The sequence below is a fragment of the Pedobacter sp. CG_S7 genome (genome assembly GCF_040544395.1).
Lineage (GTDB): Bacteria > Bacteroidota > Bacteroidia > Sphingobacteriales > Sphingobacteriaceae > Pedobacter.
Genome location: NZ_JBEONS010000025.1, coordinates 1 through 17,872, shown reverse-complemented (window position 1 = coordinate 17,872; position 17,872 = coordinate 1). Strand labels below are relative to the sequence as shown.

Sequence of the window (17,872 nt, the reverse complement as noted above, 5' to 3'; positions counted from 1 at the left end):
ATTATTTACGAACCAAAAATTAAGATTATGACAAAGACTGATTTGCCAAAGGCTATAAATTTAAGAGAACTGGATACAGATACCGCCACCGCCATTTTAGAGATACAAACCAATTTCCAAGATAGCGCAGCATCAAAGGCAGTAGTTCGGGCAGTAACTAAATATATGCCCCTTTATAACGAGAACCGAAATAATGAACAGATTATTAGAGATAAGAAAAATGAGATCAGGGGGCAGTCATTAACTCATAAAGCCGAGTTAGAAAAAAAGGATAAGGAAATACAGTTTTTAAAAGATACACTCTGGCAATACCTGCAAATAAAAAGTTCAGTTGAGCAGTTTGAAGAAAACGTGAAAAACATACTTAAATAGCTTTTATATGGATACTGAAAAAGCCCGGCAAGAAACAAAAATCATTATGAATTTCGATGATTATAAGCAAATCACATTCACGTTTTTAAGGATTTTTCTGCCTGTGGCAGTATTAGTAATCCTTATTGGAATGGTTCACCATCAATATTTAAATGTGGTAGATACTTACCAAGGTAAGCCAATATCAAAGCAAACAGAAATTGCCAAGGTAGTAGATAAGCTTTACCGGCCATCACAATTTGGAAGTGCTGAAAAATTTATTCTGGTATTAAGCACCCGTAACGGAAAAAACTATTCCATTAACGACCGACGGTTATTCGGGAAAGCAGAAAAAGGCGATAGCGTGTCAGTTACTTATGACGGTTATCAAAATATCCCTCATTATTTAGATGTAAAAAAGTTAACCAAATAATATACGCTCTATGAAAGTTGTAATTGCTGAAAAGCCAAGTGTGGCCAAAGAACTTGCAAAGGTTTTTGGTGCCACCAATCGTAAAGATGGATATTATGAAGGTTCAGGATATACCTTTACATGGGCGTTTGGTCACCTTATCCAACTTGCAAGCCCGGAAGCCTACGGCTTCACCGGATGGAAAAAAGAAAATTTACCGATGTTACCTGACCGCTTTAAATTGGCGGTTAGACAGGTAAAGGAAAAAGGAAAACTAAAAGACGACCCAGGAGTATTAAAGCAGCTCAATATTATCAAAACCCTTTTCCAAGAGGCTACAGAAATTATAGTGGCCACCGATGCAGGGCGAGAGGGAGAATTGATCTTTAGGTATATATACTACCATTTAAAAATCGTCAAACCATTTAAACGCCTTTGGATTTCCTCACAAACTGATGAGGCCATCAAGGAGGGTTTTAGGAATCTAAAACCCGGAACTGATTATGATACGCTTTTTTTCTCCGCTCAATGCCGGTCAGAATCTGACTGGATAGTAGGATTAAACGCAACCCAGGCATTAACTATTGCAGCCGGTAACAGTTCGGTTCTTTCTTTGGGCAGAGTGCAAACGCCTACTTTGGCCATGATCTGCTCACGGCACCAAGAGAATGTAAACTTTAAACCGCAAACTTATTTTCAGGTGTCAATTACCCTGGACAAAAACGGGCAATCTTTCAAAGCCTTGTCCGTAGATAATTTTGATACCAAAGAACAGGCCGAGCAAATTTTTAACCTTGTTAAAGATGTGAACACCGGCCACACCAACGGTGGAGCAATTGAAAATGTTGAAGTAAAGGCTAAAAAAGAGCAACCCCCTTTATTACATGATCTAAGCAGCTTACAGCAGGACGGGAACAGAAAGAAAGGATTTCAGCCGAGCAAACTTTAAACCTCGCTCAGAGCTTGTATGAGGCTAAATTAATAACCTACCCCCGTACCGGTAGCCGGTACATTGGTGATGATGTTTTTGCTCAGGTGCCGGATTTAATTCAAAAAATTACACCCAACCCTATATTTGGAAAATATGCAAAAGACCTTTTAAACCAACCTTTAAATAAAAGGAGCGTAAATGTAGCAAAGGTTACCGATCACCACGCCTTATTGCCAACAGGGCAAACACCGGCCAATCTTCCAGCAGATCAGCAAGCCATCTATGATATGATAGTAGGCCGAATGTTAGAGGCATTCAGCCCCGAATGTCTAAAGGAACTTACCAAGATCACTATTGAATCCGGTTCTTTGTTTATTACCAATGGTACAGTAATTCAATCCGCAGGATGGAGAGCCGTTTTTAATGAAACAGAGGAAAGCGCAGAAGAAGAAAACACCCTTTTACCCAAAGTAGTAGCAGGTGACCAGTTGCCGGTAACAGTAAAGAATTTACTAGAAAAGCAGACTAAACCAAAGCCCTTTTATAACGAAGCAAGCTTATTAAAAGCTATGGAAACCGCAGGAAAGGAAATCGAGGACGAAGAGCTGAGGCAGGCCATGAAAGAAACTGGTTTAGGAACACCGGCAACAAGAGCAAACATTATTGAAACGCTGATTAAAAGACAATATATCGTTAGAGAGAAGAAAAACCTTATTCCCTCATCAACTGGTTTGGCGGTCTATAGTCTTGTAAAAGATAAAACTATAGCACAGGCAGAACTTACCGGCTTATGGGAAAAAAGGTTAGAGCAAATCCGAACCGGAGCCAGCGTTTCAGAATTTAAGGCAGAAATACGAGAGTTTGCAAAAAGTATAACAGCCGAACTATTGGAAACAGGCAATAACATTTCATCTGTACTTCAAATCGCAGAGCAGGAGGGAAAGATCACCTGCCCCCTTTGCAAAAAAGGAGCAATCCGTTTCAATGAAAAATCTGCCGGATGCAGCGAATATAAAGCAGGATGCAAATTTGTTATTTGGCGTACCATCGCAGAGAAAAAATTATCCGATTCCCAAATAAAAAACCTGATAGAAAAAGGAAAAACCGGAACCATCAAAGGCTTTAAATCAAAGGCCGGTAAGTCCTTTGAGGCAGCCTTAACCTGGGCAGATAATAAAGTAGAATTTGTCTTTGAAAATGTTAAAAAATAACCTGTTCTGTATACATTAAAAAGCTCGAGCAACCGCCCGGCCTCCTGATCAGGAAGCGATATCAGGTGAGCAGCACAAAGCATTGTATACAGAACAGCATATAAATTTTCCGGAAGATCTGCAAAATGATCAACGCCAGGACAAAAATTGTATACAGTACTAACAAGAATAACATGAACGAAGAAAAAAGCATATTTGATTTTGACACCATAAAAGAATTTTCCGGCCTTATCACTAGAGAACCTTTTGATGATGAAGCAATGTTTATTGCCATACTTGATTCCCAAATAAATGAAATTTTGGAACAGGAGCCCAAGGGAAAATCGATCTTTTTAAGCGTAGAAGAAATAGAGGCAATCCAAAACAATGAGGCTTTATTATACGAGATCAAAAAGCAGACAAAGGTTTACGAATTTTCTAAACTGGATATAAAGCTTTTTGTAAGAAATATGATCAGCATAACCACCGATCAAGAAAACCGTTACCTTTTAAATTTTCCAATCCGCAGGTATATGACCAAAGGCCGTGAGGAAATTGCATTACTTGATGAACACGATAACTCTTTTATTATTTAACTATGATGCTGACCAACATACTTAACTTTCCTGTAAACCTGGACAAATTTAAAGACGTTGAAGTACCATCGTTATTTCAAACTTATTCAGGAAAACAGATTGACCTAAATAACATCAATCCTGATGATCTTATAATTGAAGATATTGCCGAAGCCCTGAGCAGATTGCCCAGATTTGTAGGACAGGCAAAAAGTGAAATTTCGGTAGGGGAACACAGCTTACACGTTTGCTATGAATCACCCGAAGAATTGAAATTAGAGGGGTTAATGGATGATACTTCGGAGTACTTGTTAAATGATATAGCCAAGCCGATTAAAAACCTGCTTCCCGACTACCAACACTATGAGCATTTATTAATGACCGCCCTTGCAGAGAAATTCAAATTTCAGTACCCAAAACCGGCCAGCATTAAGGATGCAGATATAAGAGTAGTTAAATATGAATGGCATCAGTATAAAATCAACCAACGCCCATCTGCTGATATCCCGGCACCGGAATTAATAAGGGATATTTTTTTAGAACAGTTTTACAAGTATGAACGGAAATAAGGAACACTAGTTTCTTTATTCCAAACGCCCTCAAAATTATGTGGTATTATAGACAACCAAATATAGAAAAGCATCCATTATTCTCTTCCCTACGCCATGAAGTAGTAATTGGCCTAATTCAATTGCTTATTGACAAAGACCTAATCCCTAAGGAAACAGCCGAGGGCATTTATCTATCCCCCACAATGCAGGATTACAGATCAGATGCTTTACCCCTTTATAACCGGTTAAACGAATTATCTCTTATAGAGTTGTTAACGTGGCTTAAAGCCAAAGGATATGTTAACCAATCTTAATAATATCGTTCTTATTGGTGGTGAAATGCTGAGTTAGCTTATCTGATTTGGCTTTCCAACCATGATTATAGCCCGTTGAAGCAAACCTTACCTTATCACGGCCATATCGGTCATTCATTTTATTTAAAGCGTCAGTAAGGGCAGCGTTTGCTTCTGTATTAGGGTTATTGAAAAGGTCTGTTTGAATGTTCCCCACAGGAACAATCCTTGATAAAAACACGCCCACCCTTTTGTAATTGTAACCCTTTTTGAAGATTTTTTTCAGCAGTAAGTTTGCCTCCTGTTTTAAAATTTGCAAGTGAAAAGTAGCCACCGGCAATTCAGTTTCCAAGCCACGGTAATATTGTGGCTCATCAACTGCAAAGGGGTTAGTTTGAACGAAAACATAAATTTGCTGACAGGCCAGACCTTGCACACGTAATTTATCATAACACCTGGACAGGTACACTTCCAAAGCTTCTTGTAATTGCCAAAGCTCAGTAACCTTAACCCCAAAACCCTTTGAACTGCCAATTCCCTTTTTATCAGGAACCTCATACTCAAATTCAATTTTTTGCTTGCCATTCAGCTCACACCATAACCGGTAACCTACCACAGTCATAAGCTTGTTAACCTCACCGCCAGTCATAAGGGAAAAATCATAAGCGGTTTTAATTCCCATAGCCAAAAGCTTCTGTTCATATTTGCTGCCTATTCCCCAAACGTCACCAACGGGCAGCCACTTTAACAACCGTATTCTATCCTGATCATCCTTAATCTGATAATATCCGTTATCAGTTTCTTTCTTTGCATACCTGGTCGCGGTTTTGGCCAGCGCCTTTGTTAGTGCAACTCCAAAGCTTACCGGTATACCGGTATACTGCAAAATTTTCTGTTTTGCATCAAGCATATATTCCCGTACATCAATGTACTTATGACTATAAAGATTTGCAAAAGCCTCATCTATGGAGTAAAACTCCATATCAGGGGTATAGGTGCCGAAAAGTTCCTGAATCCTTGCGCTCATATCACCATAAAGCGTATAATTTGATGATAGGGAAACAACCCCTAAATGGCCGTACAGCTTCATGACCATTCTTATATTGTCACCTCTTTTAATACCAATGGATTTTGCCTCTTTGCTCAGGGCAACCACCGTATGATCACCATTGCTTAAAATAACAACCGGCTTACCGATAAGTCCGGGCAAAAATACCCGTTCCACCGAAACATAAAAAGAATCGCAATCCGCATGAACTATCATATTGCTTTTTTAATACGTCCAAATCCACTTTTCGCTCGAGAGCGAACCTCCTTTATAACCTTTAACACTACGCCCCAAACAACCAGGTTGTCCGGGTCAGTCACCAACACCGGGGGATAGTGAGTGTTTTCAGATGTTAAATACAAATCATTGCCCACGTAATTAATCTTTTTGGCAGTAAAACCACCCTCATAAGTCATTACTATAATATCATCTTCTCTAGGTTTTAAAGAGCGATCAATAACCAATATATCACCCTCAAAAATATCTATGCCCTGCAAAGAAGTACCAACAGCCTTTCCGAAAAACGTAGCGGTAGGGTTACTGGTGAAGAAATCTGTAATAGATAACCGAACCTCAATTTCATCGGTGGCCGGTGATGGGAACCCACAACTTATGGCCGGAACTGCGGTAATCTCAGCATCAACAAATTGTGCAGCACTTTGCTCTAATAATAATATATGACCATCCATAGGTCAAAGGTATGAAATGCTAAGTATTTTAGCATTTAAAAATTAACATTGACCTCTTTAAGTATTTTCGTTTAAATGATTTTGTTTAAATGAAATTGTGTATATTTGAGTATAAACCAATTAGAAATGGAAAGAAAAACCGCCTATATAAGAGGGTTAGTAATGGTAGTCTTAGCAGCTCTGTCATTTTATATATTGTCATTCTTAAATGATGTTCCTTTGCGAGGTTTAAAGTGGAATATTATTTGGCTTAGTGGTATTGGCCTAGGAATAGTCGCAATATTTATAGGGTTCATTGCAGCCGTTAGAATTGCTACCCGAGGGTTATATGTTAATGAAAAAGATAAGTCATGATAAATGAATTAAGATTGGAACCGGTTAGAAAAAGGATGCAAAAGGTAGAGGGGAACATAACAAAGGCTTTCACCGAGCAGACCAGTTTAACACCGGCAGAGATAATGGAGGCTTACCCTTTTTCGTTGGGTTTTACGGTGCATACCCTCAGCCGTACCTTTCATGGGATGCTTACCTACTCAGGAAGAGTTAAGAAAAATAGTATAAACGAAGAAACCAGTTCTAAATAAATGAATACTCAAAATGTACAGGCCGATCATCCCGGAAGGATATTAGAGCAGATGATAATTGATAGGAAAATAGTACGTTCAAAAATGGCAATGGATATTGGAATGTATCCTACTCAGATCACAGATATAGTCAAAGGCCGTAAAGACATTTCCCCTGTAATTGCCCTGAGGCTAGAAAATGCTTTTGATCTCCCTGCCGAGTATTGGTTAGAGCAACAAATGAAATATGACCTTTTTAAAGAGAGGTTGAACCTGGAATCAAGTAAGATAAATCCGTAAAATGATTAAAGTAAAACACCCGGATGATAAATGTAACCAGTCACAAGCTGAGTTCCTGGACAACTGCCCAAAAGAACAAAGGCGTTACCATGAACTTATTTTTTGTTGCGGTAATGCTTCTTACCGGTATCATCAAAAAGCGGAAAACTTTAACCCGGTAGAACAGGATTATAAAGAATGGTTAGAGGGTTTACCTCCAAACATTCAAAAAGATATGATTGAAAGAGGTTTTGAGCAATGCAAAAGTATCTTGTCATTTAGTCGTTATGTAAATGAAAAAAACGATGTTGGCATGGAAGAATATATTAAAAACCTGATGGGCGAAGAATACCAGGAATATAAGGCGCTCCTAGGAAGTGAAAATAATTAACAACTAAATTTAATAAGCTATGTCATTAAAAGTAGTATTAGGCAAAGAAAAGGAACCAACAGGCGTTTTTATCGCCTTAGAGGATTGGAATAATCTTGCGCCCTCAGTTGATCATAACAGCGAACTATACCAGCTCATGGCCGGTCTTACTTTTAAATCTGTTTTTGAAATGAGTTTTGAAGAAATGGAGGCCAGAGCAAAACCGATCACCGAGAGGGCAAAAAAAATAGCTTGGGATAATGATTTGCCAATTTCATATAAAAATGAAGTATGCACCGAAGAGGGGATGATCATTAGAGAATACAAGGGAGGCGAGAAAGAATTAGTAAAGGTTAGTTTATTGGATGGAAGCGCTAAAAAGGTAAGAGGACTTTAATTATGCGCTTACCACAAGTATTTATGATTGCGGGTCCAAATGGTGCAGGAAAAAGTACCTATGCCGAAATGTTTGTAAAACCGGGCACAGTTCATTTTGATGGTGATAAGGTGTCTGCCCAATATCAAAAGAAATACCCAGGACTAGGCAGCAACGCACTAGAGGATGCAGTAAGCAACCACTTTATTAAGATAACGGAAAAAGCCATTGCAGAAAAAAAGGATTTTGCGTTTGAAACCAATTTTCGGGATAAAGATTTGATGCAGATTATTATTGATTTTAAAAAAGAGGGGTACGAGACTAATTTAATACATATCGCCTTGCGTTCACCAGATGAATCATTTGAAAGGGTTAACCTAAGAAAAAATTTAGGTGGCCACTCAGTCGATGCTTACAGCATCAAGCTGAATTTTGAGAAAGGAACAGAAAACTTAATCAAGTATGCCAGTCAGTTTGACCGCACAATAATATATGATAACTCACTAAACCAAAATGGCCTAACTCCGCTAATTATGATACAAAAGGGGGCAGTTTTACAAACTCGAAACCCAATGCCTGAACATCATAAACCACTAATAGCGGAAATAGTAAATAACCTACCGCCAAAACCAGAACAGACAAAAAAAAGGGGCTTAGGTCTTTAAAAACTAAACATATATATCTTAAAAACAATCTAAAATCAATCCTATGAAAAAGTACATCACGTTAATTTTAATCTTCACAGCATCAATTATTTTAGTTTCCAGTTGCAGCAAAAGTGATGAAGCCGAACCTGATCACGGTGGTTTGAAAGGTAAAAGCTCTTATAAAATCAGCTACAAATTAATTCTCCCTGCAAAGTTTGTCGGACAGGTCGTTTTTACAACACCCGAGGGTGCAGCCTCATCTAAAGACGATATTACCGGAACATGGACAAGCCAGGAATATACCTTTCTTCCTGAAACGGCAGCAGCCATTACAGCATCGGCAAGTGCAAGCGACAGTTCCACAGGAGAAATGACCATCCAAATCTTAGAAAGCGGAAAAGTGGTTAAAGAAGTTAAATCTTCCGGTGGCACCGTTTCAGGCACAGCGGATATCGCACTACAATAAGACATAAATTGAAAGAGGCTTAACCGCCTCTTTTGTATACCTTTTTTGTCCTGGAGAACCTGATCATATCCAGCTGCAGAGAAAAATAGAGTTAAAAATGTATACAAAGGTTAGCGCAGCTCACCCGATATCGCTTCCTGATCACGTGGCCGGTGGCTTAAATGAGCATTTCAACGTATACAAAAATGATTATTTCAAATGTTTGAAAATGGAAAACGAAAAAACAGGCGCAACCCTTGTTGCCACTACCACCGACCAAACGAAAGCTAAGAGAAAAAGGAAGCGTAAAAAAGGTGCATTAAGTATCCAAACACCCATTGATGCCCAACTTAAAAAAGTTAGAACGGAAACTGTTAACGTATCAACCCAGGTGCCCGTACATAGGAAAAAGAAAAAGGGTACACCAAAAAAGAAAATTGGATATAAACCTTTTACAGTTTTTAAAGAAACCGAAGGCGAAGAAGGCAATTATAGAAAGCTGATCTATAACTCACCAAAATATTAATCACATGGAAATAGCAGATGCAGACTTGACAGTCAGAGCAATGAACTCATTAAAGGGTGCAGAGATTTGGACGATTGAGCAAATTCAGGAAAGAGGCCGAACCAATTTCCTGCGCAGTAAGCTTACTTATGCTGTCAAATTAGAGGTGCTTAACTTTTTACATAAAAATCATTTGTATTTTTCTGACGATGAACCAATATAGAAATCATGTATAGAGTAATGGTTAACATTTTACTTGTCCTCAGCGCATTTTTACTGTGTAGTATTTATGGCCATGTGGATGGGGAGCCATCCATAATTAGATATGTTTTAATCGTCACCGGCATGATCATTCTATATATGATCATTGATTACATCAGGCATAAGCTAAAACAGAACAGGAATAAAGAGTTAATCAAAATCTTAGAAGACATAAAAAGTAAACTTCCTGATGAAAAGAATAACCGGAAATTATGAAAAACGACCAACCAATGAAGAGCGATAATTTAAACAATGACAATCCATCAGCAAAGAAAATCAAAAACTTGTTGATCAAAGCTGACGAAGAAGTCATTAATGAGTTCAAGATCATAGCATTTGATTATTATAAAAATACCAAGCAACTTTCCCTGTTTTCTTTCAGGCATTTCCTTGCCTTAGTTCTTTCTAACCTGGAAACTGATTTTAAAGCGAAGTACGGGAGTATTGAAGAACCTACGGAGGACTTCATTAAGTTTTACCAAAAAAGGGGAAATAAGGCTTCTATCGAATCGAGGGATATAAAGGTTATGGGTAATATTAGCTTTCTTTTCCCAATAAATTATGCTGATTTATATTACCGGATAATGCATACTTACTATATCAATGAAATATCTCATGTTTCGAGTTATTCAATATCCCAGTTTTTCTATTTTATCGTTGATTATATTAAACCTGCTGACCTAAAGTCCTGCGAAATTCACATCTAAAACGGAAACGAAAGGTTGATAGGAATAATTCTTATTCTTTCCCAAAGTGTATAAACCTTGCTTTTTAATAACGGTTTACGGATAACCGGAAATTTTTAGAAGTTAGCAATAGTATGTTTGAATTATGAGAAAAATCAAATTGGAACTTACTGAAAAGGACATTATAGATTTATCACAGGGGCTTATATTTGCCATGAAGGAATTAGAAAAGTACAAACAAGGAAGTGATAGGAAATTAGCTGATCGGCTTGATTTGCTTTTAAACTTTATTAGAAAAGAAGCCGGGGAAGTCACGAGTAAAGACCCAGGTTAAGAAAACACGGGGCAGGCCGGAAACCCTTAACCCTCAATTTTCATATTCCCTTTGAACTATGCGAACCTATAAAACATTTCTATCTCTTTGTAAAGGGTATATAAACGGTAAGAACCGCCCTTGACAAAGCGAAATCTTTTATTAACGGTGCAAATTCAAAATGTAATATTATGGAAAATCAAGAAAAAGCTACCGAAACATTCCAGTACCGAGTTTACGATGAAATGGGTTGTGAACATTTACTCTTCACCAATGATCTTAAAGAAGCCCAAGACAAAGCTTACAACCATCAATGTATCCTGCTTGATAATTTAACCAATAAAGTACTGAAAGACTATTCCTGTTAATTCCCATCTACTTCTATTAATGCCCTTATCAGGGCATTTTTTATGTTACAGGCTTGAGCAACAATGTTTTTATCAGAGGAATAAAAACGATGGTTTTGATGCACCACCGAAGAAAGGATGTTGTTATCACCAATTCATCAATAAACAGTTCATTATTTAGTTTACTTTGTTGTTTACCATGCGCAATTAGTTTACTATATTTACACTACCGTTAAAGTAAACTACAAAATTTGATACCGTGCAAGAATAGATTTATGAAAACAAGATACATCATCATTGCCCTTTTGCTTTTTGGCCTGAATGCTCAGGCGCAAGTCGCAACCATTACAGGCAGAGTTGTAGCCGTTGCAGACGGTGATACCTTTACGCTTTTAGTTAATGGTAACCGCCAACACAAAATACGCTTACACGGGATTGATTGCCCTGAAAAGAAACAAGATTTCGGGCAGGTTGCAAAAGATTTTACCAGTAAAAAGACTTTTGGTAAAACCATAACTGTAAAACCTACTGATACCGACAGATACGGCAGAACCATAGCAATTGTATTGCTTGCTGATCAGATCAGCTTAAATGAACTTTTGCTTAAAAATGGGTTGGCGTGGCATTATCTTCAATATGATAAAAACCCCAATTGGAATAAATTAGAACAATCTGCCAGAAAGAAGAAAGTAGGCTTATGGCAACAGCCTAACGCAGTTGCACCGTGGACTTTCAGGCATAATAAGCGAAATGCTTACAGTAAAAATTAAGAATTTAAAATAAAATAGTCATGATTTTTGGGTACGCAAGGGTTTCAACAGAGGAACAAAATTTAGAAGGTCAAAAAGCAGATTTAACAGCATTAGGATGCGAAAAGGTATTTTTTGAAAAGGTTTCTGGAAAGGATTTAAAAAGAGCAGAATTAAATAAATTAATAGATGTTTTACGGCCAAAAGATGTGCTTATAGTACAAAGATTAGATCGTCTGGCAAGAAGTTTAAAGGATTTAATATTTCTACTGGACGAGTTTTCAAAGCTTGAAATTGTATTAAAAGTTGGAAGTTTAAATTTAGATTTTTCAACAGCAGAAGGACGTTTTCTTGCAAGCATATTTGGGGCAGTATCAGAATTTGAAAGAGAATTAATGAGAGGTCGAACAAATGCAGGATTAGAATATGCAAGATCACAGGGACGAGTTGGAGGAAAGCCAAAAGGATTATCAGAAAGCGCACAAAAAGTAGCAAAACAGGCTTACGAATTACGATTAAAAGGACTATCAGTAGAGCAATTATTAAAAACAACGGAAGTAAAAAGCAAAAGAACTTTATATAAATACATAAGATTTGAAGCAGAACGACTAGCAATGCTAACAGGGAGAAAATTAGCAGATAATAGGCTAGAGTTACTCGATGAATAATAATTGCAAAATAGAGAATCTATAAATTCATTGAAATTTTTTGGACGTTGCCATGCTGGCCGTGCCCTTTCAGGGTACACTTCGTTTCCGTCCTTTGGACAAATTAATTCTTAATTTCCTTTCAGACCACTAACGCAGAAAAAGAACCTGCAATCTCCAATCATACCCCTGCCCAATATAGACCCGTGTCAAGGTTATTGACATACGACTTCTCATAACACCATAGTTTTTTATAATGCAAAGGTACGGCACCTGCTTTAGCTCAGTCAAGGGTATATAAACGGCTAAGGAGCCGCCCTTGACAGATCAGCAGATACCTTAAAGACCTGGCATTAAAAAACTAATATGTAATGTTATGGAAACTATGAAATTAGATCAATTAACCGAAACAGCTATCAAAGATTATATTGAGAAATATAACCTGGTTAAGTTTGAAAGAGAGCTACTGGATGAAGTTTTAGAAACAGTCCGGGAAAAGGATATTGACCGCCTTGCATGGTATGCAAGCTTTGGTAAAGATTTACGACACATCATTAATAACATCTATGCTTACCGTAGAGGTTTAAATTTTGGTTTCACAGAAATATCCTTTGATCAAAACGGTTGGATAAACCGAGCTGAGTTTTTAGATCGAGAAAACATCGTTTTAGCAAATAGCGAAATCCGACTTGGAAGAGGCAAAAACAACCTTTGGATTTATACCCTTGATTACAGTTTCGGAACCTGCGGTAGTGCAAGCCCACTAACTGTTTATGATAAACCATATCCTAACCGTGAAACGGCTCTTAACACCGCCTTAAATGAGCTTAAAGAGATTATGCAAGTCAAAGTTGGTAATACTGACAGAGGAAACTATAATCCCTCTATTATTGCTGCCACCATTACAGCAGTAACAACATATAAATACAAAGATTTACAAATGGCCTTGTTTTAAAGGCCATTTTTCTACTTACCGTTTGAACTCAGCAATGATTATGTATACAGATTAGGCGCAGGATCTGCGCGCAAATTCAAGCTGCAGTATTTTTTTCAAGTGAATTTGTATACAAACAGCAACCAGGCATCTTTCCGGAGCGGCCAGGTGTTACCCCTTGGCCACCTTAGACTGTATACACAAAATAAGGAGGGTTTAAAAAGGTTTGACCTACTTTAATACAATCAAATAGGGCAAGCAAAGGTAGCCTATTAGCCCTGAAATGGGACGCCATATCTCAAAAACCCTACCCTACAATGTAGTATAAAAAATTTGGGTATCCCTTTCGTTCCTCGGGAACCCTCCACAAATTTTATTATCTCCACATTGCCCTTATTCAGTTCTAAAGGCAGTAAGGCATCCATATTTAATTAATTATAACCTTTAAAATTAACATTATGGAACAGTCAAAAAGTTTAAGAAATCTTAATGACGAATTAGGGCATTTTTACGGTACTGAATCTTATTACCGACACGCCAGCCGGTTAGTATATACTGACGGTGTGCAACACGTTGCAGAAACCTTTGGGGCATATTGGCTACTTGATGAGATTTTATTTTTCATAACCCCTAAGTTCAAGGAACAAGAAGAATTTCAGGTTTGGAAACTGGAAAGGGAAATTGACAGTAAATTTAAAATTACTTGTGATGATGGAAATGGTAACATCTTAATGAGTAAAACCATCAGCTTTTCAGACTTTGATGCTGACATCGTTACCTTCTTCTTTGAAAACGATACGCTCTGTTTACCCTCAGAACGTTAATTAATCGCCATCCCTTGGGATGGCTTTTTTTTACTCTTACCTTAAATCAGGATAAAATGTTAAAAATAAATAATGTATTTAAATATATTATTTAGTATGTTTGGTTATACCTAAAGAAATCATATGATACCTACTGAGGACAGAATTGAATATGCAAGTTTAATGATCAGGGAAGGAAAAATTAAAACTGTAGAATCTTTGTATCAATTATTAACGAAAAAGGCCGTAGCTGAAATTTTAGGATTAAACATTACCCGTTTTACTAATGTGAAATCCCATCATCCCGGAGATTTTAAAATACGGGAAGTCAAGAAATTAAGTGAAGCTCTTAATGTTGATCTCATCCAAATGGTTCAACTCATTGACAACTCCCTTTTAAAAGCACAATAATATACAACTGAACGACCCTATAAATCAAACCACCTCTAACACTCTACTTCATAATTTGCTATGAAAAATACAGAAGAAGTATCCGTAATTAAAAATAACAGTAAGTTTAATTTCTTAGATAACCCTTTTACTAGGTTAGACAAAAATATGATGACCTCATCAGGATTGAGAAATCTCGAGGCTCAATTTGGGCAGCAAACAAAGTTGGTTCTTGATATTATGATCTTTATCGGAACCAGGTACAAGTCTAACATTTTCGGAATGTTAAATTTTACTTTAGATGATCTGGCCAAAGGAATTAATTCTGATAAACCAACCCTAAGCAAACGATTTGAACTGCCAAAGGGCACAAAGAATTATCCTGAAATTAATGGGGTAAAATTAGTATCTGTTTTAGATTACACCCTTTGGATGATGAAAACAAGGAGTTGGAATTATTCATCACCGGTTTATGATACTGTAAATGATGGGGTTCAGAAACTTCAAATCAAGGACGTTAAATTGCTCGAGAGCATATCTTTCAATTATGCCAGGGGTAACAACGAGATTAAATCTTATGAGATCAGGATTAATAATAATCTACCCTCCATTTTGGCCTCTAACTTTTGGGGTATAAACTATGAGGACTATTTCAATTTAGGCACCAAGAATAATAAATCACTTCATGCCCAGGCGCTGCATGTAAATATGTCTGCAAAAAAACAATCCGCTCAGTATAAAAATAAAGACAATCCTTTGCTTATCACTACCGTTGATGATCTCTGCGATGCTGCATTGATTAACATGGAGCAAAGACCAGCAGATAGAAAAAAGGTTGTTACCCGGCTTTTAGAGAAGCTTAAAAGTAAAACTAACCTGAATTTTGAGTACAGATATTTTTCAAAAGCTAAATACCGGGAAGATTATTGGGTAGAGCTAAAATTTGATACTGCCCTATTAAATGATAGCAACGAGGTAACTTTTCTTTTTATACTACACAAAGAGTGCTTATCATTTTACTTAAAATCTTATAATAAAGATGGGAAAAACGATGAACCTACAAGGTTTCAAAAATGGTTAACACATGAGGGAGTTGATACAAACGAAAAAATTAGGATTATTAAAGCAGCTTATAAAGGGGTCTTTAAAGATAAGCCACTACCTACAGATAACGAGTGTCTAAAGTTTATTTTAGAAGGAGCAGGAAAAGATACTTTCATTCAAAATGAATAGCGTTAATCTCAAATCCCTGAGGCGTTAATCTCAAATCCCTGAGCGTTAATCTCAAATCCCTGAGCGTTAATGCCAAATCCCTGTGCGTTAATCTCAAATCCCCGCTCATTGGTCTCAAATCCCTGTGCGTTAATCTCAAATCCCTGAGAAGGGTTGCGTTAATCTCAAATCCCTGAGGATTGAAACGGTAAATTGCGTTTCAATCCAATAGAGCTATTTTTATTTGGTTTGCGTTAATCTCAAATCCCCATATAAATACAACCAATTAGTTCTATTAATAGAGGGGCAAAAAAAACTAATCAGGGAAGTTATAATATGGTATTCGCCTACGGCTCATGGTTTATATAAATTAGATTGCGCACTAAAAACTGTTTTGAGCAGTTATAGGGGTTTATAAAAATGTTATGGATAATGTGTTACCAAACTAGATTTAAGAGCTTAAAACGCATCTAAATGTGATAAAAACAGATAATAAAGATACAATGGTTATCATCATGAACTTTATTACACTATGGGAAAGGAAATCTACAGAATTTCCTTTCTAAGCAGCAGTACAATAAAGAATGACCTTGACCACCTTTAAGGTGAATTAAACCCTTTAAAATGCCTAATTCTCATGCTGTAAAGCAAAAGAATGTCATAGATTAATAATAAGGTTTGAAACTATGCACACTTCGGGAATAATGGAGTTATGACAAACTAATGTTCGTTGCTAATCGTTAGATAATGAACGATATATTTCATTTAAATTTAAGAACTATGTACACGCAACTTTATTTTTTGGCATTGACGCTTTTTTTAATCGCCATACCCTGCAATTTTTTAATTGTGCTACACAGCAAAAAGCAGTTTTTAACCCTGGCCACATTCAGGAAAATTTCTTTTGTTGCCTTTTTTGCTTATGTAAGCGCATCTGCAACTTTATTCGCAAGTATGAATTAACGTATACATTTTAACACCGGTACAGCCACCGGCCAGCTCGAGCAGCTCGCCACCTGGTCAACACTATGTATACAAAAGTTCGCATCAAAAATGACGACTAAAACCCAACATTCTTAAATAGACCATTAATCAAGTGTTTTGTTATCTTCAAGTGCCTCTTTAAAGCCATGAAAGGAGCATTCCATAACTCTACATTAGTGCTGAAAAGTAAAAATGACGACTAAAACACAACTCTTTTTTAAACGGTAATTTAGAGGTGTTTCAAAATGACGACCAAAACCCAACTTTTTTATTCCGGCCACACTTCGGCCTGGTAAAAAATTGTATGCATAAAAAAAACAGCCATAAGCTGTTTTCTATCTAAGTGAATATCCAATCAGAATTTTTTAGCCAACAGTTGCTACATAACCGATATCCATCACAATCACGCTCAACACGAAAATATTTCCTACAATACCCTTTGCAATTACTTCACATTGTAAATCCAATGTATAAAAGGATAGCGAATCAGGTTCAACATGAAACCAGTTTGCCAGTGGTACATTATTGGAATCTAACCAATCAACCGCAAAATTAGAAAACGTAATCGTATCCCCTTTATCAAGATGTTTTAAGGTTTCAAAATCGGCAGGAACCGTGCTAAATTTTGGGTTGGTAAGAAGAACATTAAAATACTCATCCATACCCTTTAGTCCCATCGTTAATATCCTTTCGGATAATTCAGGAGCCAAATTCACTTCATTCTTTAATAGATCATCAATGTTTCTTACATCGGCAAATTTGATCAATGCTTTCATATTGTATACATATTTTGTCCAGGAATCCAAAAAATCCGGAAGATCTGCAACTGCAGCTGCTTGTTATTGTATACAATTTGAAAAGTCCCTGGCATTGGCCGGTTGCCCGATCAGCGCCAAGGACAAAATAAACTTCATTTGTGTGTATACAATTCCGGGGTATTAATAAATCTTTAAAGCTTTATTTTTAGTGTGCGACACTCCTTTACGGTCAGTAATGGTAAAGTCTAATTCAAAATCACCTCTGCGACCTGAAAAAGGTTCGTAAACAACATTGAATACACTCTTATCTTTAACAGAATCATAGTCAACCGTGATAAGCTCACCTTGTCTGTACTTATTACCATTGTACAGTAATGTACCATCCATTTGAGTATCGTCCGGTATCCAAGTAAGAGTATAACTTTGGCCAGATTGATAGAAATCTTGTTGTTTAATAAATACCTGATAGTATCCAGCCTACAAAGTACATCTTGACTAGCTGAATTCTCAGGGCTAGTTTTGCCTTCATGAATAATTTAGAAGAAAAACGCAGCGCGATGGTA

Annotated in this window: 29 protein-coding genes and 1 pseudogene; 26 read left to right on the top strand and 4 right to left on the bottom strand. The window is 37.0% G+C overall.

Translation table 11 applies throughout. The annotated features are described in order from the left end of the window. The first annotated feature begins 27 nt into the window (after window positions 1-27). From AAKU52_RS12860 to AAKU52_RS12830, 7 genes and pseudogenes are all read left to right on the top strand, one after another. Window positions 28-372, top strand: coding sequence for a hypothetical protein (locus AAKU52_RS12860; protein WP_354334088.1), 345 nt, complete (start codon window positions 28-30; stop codon window positions 370-372). 7 nt (window positions 373-379) lie between these two features. After that, window positions 380-784: a hypothetical protein gene (locus AAKU52_RS12855; protein ID WP_354334086.1), complete on the top strand. Its 405-nt coding sequence runs from the start codon at window positions 380-382 to the stop codon at window positions 782-784. Window positions 785-794: 10 nt separating this feature from the next. Beyond that, window positions 795-2,461, top strand: a pseudogene (topB, locus tag AAKU52_RS12850) (DNA topoisomerase III); the annotation flags it as partial. 120 nt (window positions 2,462-2,581) lie between these two features. Then, window positions 2,582-2,905: a topoisomerase C-terminal repeat-containing protein gene (locus tag AAKU52_RS12845; RefSeq protein WP_354334159.1), complete on the top strand. Its 324-nt coding sequence runs from the start codon at window positions 2,582-2,584 to the stop codon at window positions 2,903-2,905. A gap of 173 nt (window positions 2,906-3,078) precedes the next feature. Next, complete coding sequence (locus tag AAKU52_RS12840) at window positions 3,079-3,480, top strand: hypothetical protein (RefSeq protein ID WP_354334084.1); 402 nt, start codon at window positions 3,079-3,081, stop codon at window positions 3,478-3,480. 2 nt (window positions 3,481-3,482) lie between these two features. Further along, on the top strand, window positions 3,483-4,028 hold the full coding sequence (locus tag AAKU52_RS12835) for a hypothetical protein (protein WP_354334082.1): 546 nt from the start codon (window positions 3,483-3,485) through the stop codon (window positions 4,026-4,028). Between the two features lie 38 nt (window positions 4,029-4,066). Next, window positions 4,067-4,324, top strand: a complete 258-nt coding sequence (locus AAKU52_RS12830) for a hypothetical protein (RefSeq protein ID WP_354334080.1) — start codon at window positions 4,067-4,069, stop codon at window positions 4,322-4,324. On the opposite strand, the gene AAKU52_RS12825 is transcribed toward AAKU52_RS12830, so the two are convergent. After that, a complete protein-coding gene (locus AAKU52_RS12825) occupies window positions 4,311-5,567 on the bottom strand; it encodes a Y-family DNA polymerase (RefSeq protein ID WP_354334077.1) in 1,257 nt (418 codons plus the stop codon). The two genes, AAKU52_RS12830 and AAKU52_RS12825, sit on opposite strands and share 14 nt — an antisense overlap. After that, complete coding sequence (locus AAKU52_RS12820) at window positions 5,564-6,040, bottom strand: LexA family protein (protein WP_354334075.1); 477 nt, start codon at window positions 6,038-6,040, stop codon at window positions 5,564-5,566. The genes AAKU52_RS12825 and AAKU52_RS12820 overlap by 4 nt, the downstream gene beginning before the upstream one ends. 126 nt (window positions 6,041-6,166) lie before the next feature. On the opposite strand from AAKU52_RS12820, the gene AAKU52_RS12815 reads away from it, so the two are divergent. The 19 genes from AAKU52_RS12815 (at window position 6,167) to AAKU52_RS12725 (ending at window position 15,588) form a co-directional block, all read left to right on the top strand. Beyond that, complete coding sequence (locus tag AAKU52_RS12815) at window positions 6,167-6,394, top strand: hypothetical protein (protein ID WP_354334073.1); 228 nt, start codon at window positions 6,167-6,169, stop codon at window positions 6,392-6,394. Then, entirely contained in the window at window positions 6,391-6,624 is a 234-nt protein-coding gene (locus AAKU52_RS12810; RefSeq protein ID WP_354334071.1) for a hypothetical protein, read from the top strand. Before AAKU52_RS12815 ends, AAKU52_RS12810 begins: the two co-directional genes overlap by 4 nt. Next, complete coding sequence (locus AAKU52_RS12805; protein WP_354334069.1) at window positions 6,625-6,903, top strand: HigA family addiction module antitoxin; 279 nt, start codon at window positions 6,625-6,627, stop codon at window positions 6,901-6,903. A 1-nt stretch (window position 6,904) separates the two neighbouring features. Continuing rightward, window positions 6,905-7,273: a hypothetical protein gene (locus AAKU52_RS12800; protein WP_354334067.1), complete on the top strand. Its 369-nt coding sequence runs from the start codon at window positions 6,905-6,907 to the stop codon at window positions 7,271-7,273. 19 nt (window positions 7,274-7,292) lie between these two features. Then, entirely contained in the window at window positions 7,293-7,649 is a 357-nt protein-coding gene (locus tag AAKU52_RS12795) for a hypothetical protein (protein ID WP_354334066.1), read from the top strand. A gap of 2 nt (window positions 7,650-7,651) precedes the next feature. After that, the gene (locus AAKU52_RS12790) at window positions 7,652-8,293 is read left to right on the top strand and encodes an ATPase (RefSeq protein ID WP_354334063.1); all 642 of its coding nucleotides are present in this window, start codon (window positions 7,652-7,654) and stop codon (window positions 8,291-8,293) included. Between the two features lie 43 nt (window positions 8,294-8,336). Further along, on the top strand, window positions 8,337-8,741 hold the full coding sequence (locus tag AAKU52_RS12785) for a hypothetical protein (RefSeq protein WP_354334061.1): 405 nt from the start codon (window positions 8,337-8,339) through the stop codon (window positions 8,739-8,741). A gap of 97 nt (window positions 8,742-8,838) precedes the next feature. After that, a complete protein-coding gene (locus AAKU52_RS12780; RefSeq protein WP_354334059.1) occupies window positions 8,839-9,246 on the top strand; it encodes a hypothetical protein in 408 nt (135 codons plus the stop codon). A 4-nt stretch (window positions 9,247-9,250) separates the two neighbouring features. Continuing rightward, complete coding sequence (locus tag AAKU52_RS12775) at window positions 9,251-9,448, top strand: hypothetical protein (protein WP_354334057.1); 198 nt, start codon at window positions 9,251-9,253, stop codon at window positions 9,446-9,448. A 5-nt stretch (window positions 9,449-9,453) separates the two neighbouring features. Further along, window positions 9,454-9,702 (top strand): hypothetical protein, encoded by a 249-nt coding sequence (locus tag AAKU52_RS12770; RefSeq protein WP_354334055.1) that lies wholly within the window; start codon window positions 9,454-9,456, stop codon window positions 9,700-9,702. After that, on the top strand, window positions 9,699-10,193 hold the full coding sequence (locus tag AAKU52_RS12765) for a hypothetical protein (RefSeq protein ID WP_354334053.1): 495 nt from the start codon (window positions 9,699-9,701) through the stop codon (window positions 10,191-10,193). Before AAKU52_RS12770 ends, AAKU52_RS12765 begins: the two co-directional genes overlap by 4 nt. 124 nt (window positions 10,194-10,317) lie before the next feature. Then, the gene (locus tag AAKU52_RS12760; RefSeq protein WP_354334051.1) at window positions 10,318-10,506 is read left to right on the top strand and encodes a hypothetical protein; all 189 of its coding nucleotides are present in this window, start codon (window positions 10,318-10,320) and stop codon (window positions 10,504-10,506) included. A 170-nt stretch (window positions 10,507-10,676) separates the two neighbouring features. Beyond that, complete coding sequence (locus AAKU52_RS12755; RefSeq protein ID WP_354334049.1) at window positions 10,677-10,853, top strand: hypothetical protein; 177 nt, start codon at window positions 10,677-10,679, stop codon at window positions 10,851-10,853. Between the two features lie 254 nt (window positions 10,854-11,107). After that, a complete protein-coding gene (locus AAKU52_RS12750; RefSeq protein WP_354334046.1) occupies window positions 11,108-11,602 on the top strand; it encodes a thermonuclease family protein in 495 nt (164 codons plus the stop codon). A 20-nt stretch (window positions 11,603-11,622) separates the two neighbouring features. Next, window positions 11,623-12,249: a recombinase family protein gene (locus AAKU52_RS12745; protein WP_354334044.1), complete on the top strand. Its 627-nt coding sequence runs from the start codon at window positions 11,623-11,625 to the stop codon at window positions 12,247-12,249. Window positions 12,250-12,604: 355 nt separating this feature from the next. Further along, window positions 12,605-13,183 carry a hypothetical protein gene (locus AAKU52_RS12740; protein ID WP_354334042.1) on the top strand — a complete coding sequence of 193 codons (579 nt, stop codon included), beginning with the start codon at window positions 12,605-12,607 and terminating at the stop codon, window positions 13,181-13,183. A 437-nt stretch (window positions 13,184-13,620) separates the two neighbouring features. Further along, complete coding sequence (locus tag AAKU52_RS12735) at window positions 13,621-13,986, top strand: DUF6876 family protein (RefSeq protein ID WP_354334040.1); 366 nt, start codon at window positions 13,621-13,623, stop codon at window positions 13,984-13,986. A gap of 123 nt (window positions 13,987-14,109) precedes the next feature. Next, on the top strand, window positions 14,110-14,376 hold the full coding sequence (locus AAKU52_RS12730) for a hypothetical protein (RefSeq protein ID WP_354334038.1): 267 nt from the start codon (window positions 14,110-14,112) through the stop codon (window positions 14,374-14,376). Window positions 14,377-14,436: 60 nt separating this feature from the next. Next, a complete protein-coding gene (locus AAKU52_RS12725) occupies window positions 14,437-15,588 on the top strand; it encodes a hypothetical protein (protein WP_354334036.1) in 1,152 nt (383 codons plus the stop codon). A gap of 1,328 nt (window positions 15,589-16,916) precedes the next feature. On the opposite strand, the gene AAKU52_RS12720 is transcribed toward AAKU52_RS12725, so the two are convergent. After that, a complete protein-coding gene (locus AAKU52_RS12720) occupies window positions 16,917-17,327 on the bottom strand; it encodes a hypothetical protein (RefSeq protein ID WP_354334034.1) in 411 nt (136 codons plus the stop codon). 162 nt (window positions 17,328-17,489) lie between these two features. Continuing rightward, on the bottom strand, window positions 17,490-17,696 hold the full coding sequence (locus tag AAKU52_RS12715) for a hypothetical protein (RefSeq protein ID WP_354334031.1): 207 nt from the start codon (window positions 17,694-17,696) through the stop codon (window positions 17,490-17,492). Between the last annotated feature and the right edge of the window lie 176 nt (window positions 17,697-17,872).

Bases quoted from the DNA above. Each gene is read 5' to 3' on its own strand.
- AAKU52_RS12825 (WP_354334077.1), bottom strand. From the start codon at position 5,567: ATGATAGTTCATGCGGATTGCGATTCTTTTTATGTTTCGGTGGAACGG.
- AAKU52_RS12830 (WP_354334080.1), top strand. From the start codon at position 4,067: ATGTGGTATTATAGACAACCAAATATAGAAAAGCATCCATTATTCTCT.
- AAKU52_RS12725 (WP_354334036.1), top strand. From the start codon at position 14,437: ATGAAAAATACAGAAGAAGTATCCGTAATTAAAAATAACAGTAAGTTT.
- AAKU52_RS12820 (WP_354334075.1), bottom strand. From the start codon at position 6,040: ATGGATGGTCATATATTATTATTAGAGCAAAGTGCTGCACAATTTGTT.
- AAKU52_RS12765 (WP_354334053.1), top strand. From the start codon at position 9,699: ATGAAAAACGACCAACCAATGAAGAGCGATAATTTAAACAATGACAAT.
- AAKU52_RS12855 (WP_354334086.1), top strand. From the start codon at position 380: ATGGATACTGAAAAAGCCCGGCAAGAAACAAAAATCATTATGAATTTC.
- AAKU52_RS12720 (WP_354334034.1), bottom strand. From the start codon at position 17,327: ATGAAAGCATTGATCAAATTTGCCGATGTAAGAAACATTGATGATCTA.
- AAKU52_RS12835 (WP_354334082.1), top strand. From the start codon at position 3,483: ATGATGCTGACCAACATACTTAACTTTCCTGTAAACCTGGACAAATTT.
- AAKU52_RS12730 (WP_354334038.1), top strand. From the start codon at position 14,110: ATGATACCTACTGAGGACAGAATTGAATATGCAAGTTTAATGATCAGG.
- AAKU52_RS12775 (WP_354334057.1), top strand. From the start codon at position 9,251: ATGGAAATAGCAGATGCAGACTTGACAGTCAGAGCAATGAACTCATTA.
- AAKU52_RS12745 (WP_354334044.1), top strand. From the start codon at position 11,623: ATGATTTTTGGGTACGCAAGGGTTTCAACAGAGGAACAAAATTTAGAA.
- AAKU52_RS12795 (WP_354334066.1), top strand. From the start codon at position 7,293: ATGTCATTAAAAGTAGTATTAGGCAAAGAAAAGGAACCAACAGGCGTT.
- AAKU52_RS12815 (WP_354334073.1), top strand. From the start codon at position 6,167: ATGGAAAGAAAAACCGCCTATATAAGAGGGTTAGTAATGGTAGTCTTA.
- AAKU52_RS12805 (WP_354334069.1), top strand. From the start codon at position 6,625: ATGAATACTCAAAATGTACAGGCCGATCATCCCGGAAGGATATTAGAG.
- AAKU52_RS12750 (WP_354334046.1), top strand. From the start codon at position 11,108: ATGAAAACAAGATACATCATCATTGCCCTTTTGCTTTTTGGCCTGAAT.
- AAKU52_RS12800 (WP_354334067.1), top strand. From the start codon at position 6,905: ATGATTAAAGTAAAACACCCGGATGATAAATGTAACCAGTCACAAGCT.
- AAKU52_RS12840 (WP_354334084.1), top strand. From the start codon at position 3,079: ATGAACGAAGAAAAAAGCATATTTGATTTTGACACCATAAAAGAATTT.
- AAKU52_RS12760 (WP_354334051.1), top strand. From the start codon at position 10,318: ATGAGAAAAATCAAATTGGAACTTACTGAAAAGGACATTATAGATTTA.
- AAKU52_RS12755 (WP_354334049.1), top strand. From the start codon at position 10,677: ATGGAAAATCAAGAAAAAGCTACCGAAACATTCCAGTACCGAGTTTAC.
- AAKU52_RS12790 (WP_354334063.1), top strand. From the start codon at position 7,652: ATGCGCTTACCACAAGTATTTATGATTGCGGGTCCAAATGGTGCAGGA.
- AAKU52_RS12860 (WP_354334088.1), top strand. From the start codon at position 28: ATGACAAAGACTGATTTGCCAAAGGCTATAAATTTAAGAGAACTGGAT.
- AAKU52_RS12735 (WP_354334040.1), top strand. From the start codon at position 13,621: ATGGAACAGTCAAAAAGTTTAAGAAATCTTAATGACGAATTAGGGCAT.
- AAKU52_RS12785 (WP_354334061.1), top strand. From the start codon at position 8,337: ATGAAAAAGTACATCACGTTAATTTTAATCTTCACAGCATCAATTATT.
- AAKU52_RS12770 (WP_354334055.1), top strand. From the start codon at position 9,454: ATGTATAGAGTAATGGTTAACATTTTACTTGTCCTCAGCGCATTTTTA.
- AAKU52_RS12740 (WP_354334042.1), top strand. From the start codon at position 12,605: ATGGAAACTATGAAATTAGATCAATTAACCGAAACAGCTATCAAAGAT.
- AAKU52_RS12715 (WP_354334031.1), bottom strand. From the start codon at position 17,696: ATGGATGGTACATTACTGTACAATGGTAATAAGTACAGACAAGGTGAG.
- AAKU52_RS12810 (WP_354334071.1), top strand. From the start codon at position 6,391: ATGATAAATGAATTAAGATTGGAACCGGTTAGAAAAAGGATGCAAAAG.
- AAKU52_RS12780 (WP_354334059.1), top strand. From the start codon at position 8,839: ATGTATACAAAGGTTAGCGCAGCTCACCCGATATCGCTTCCTGATCAC.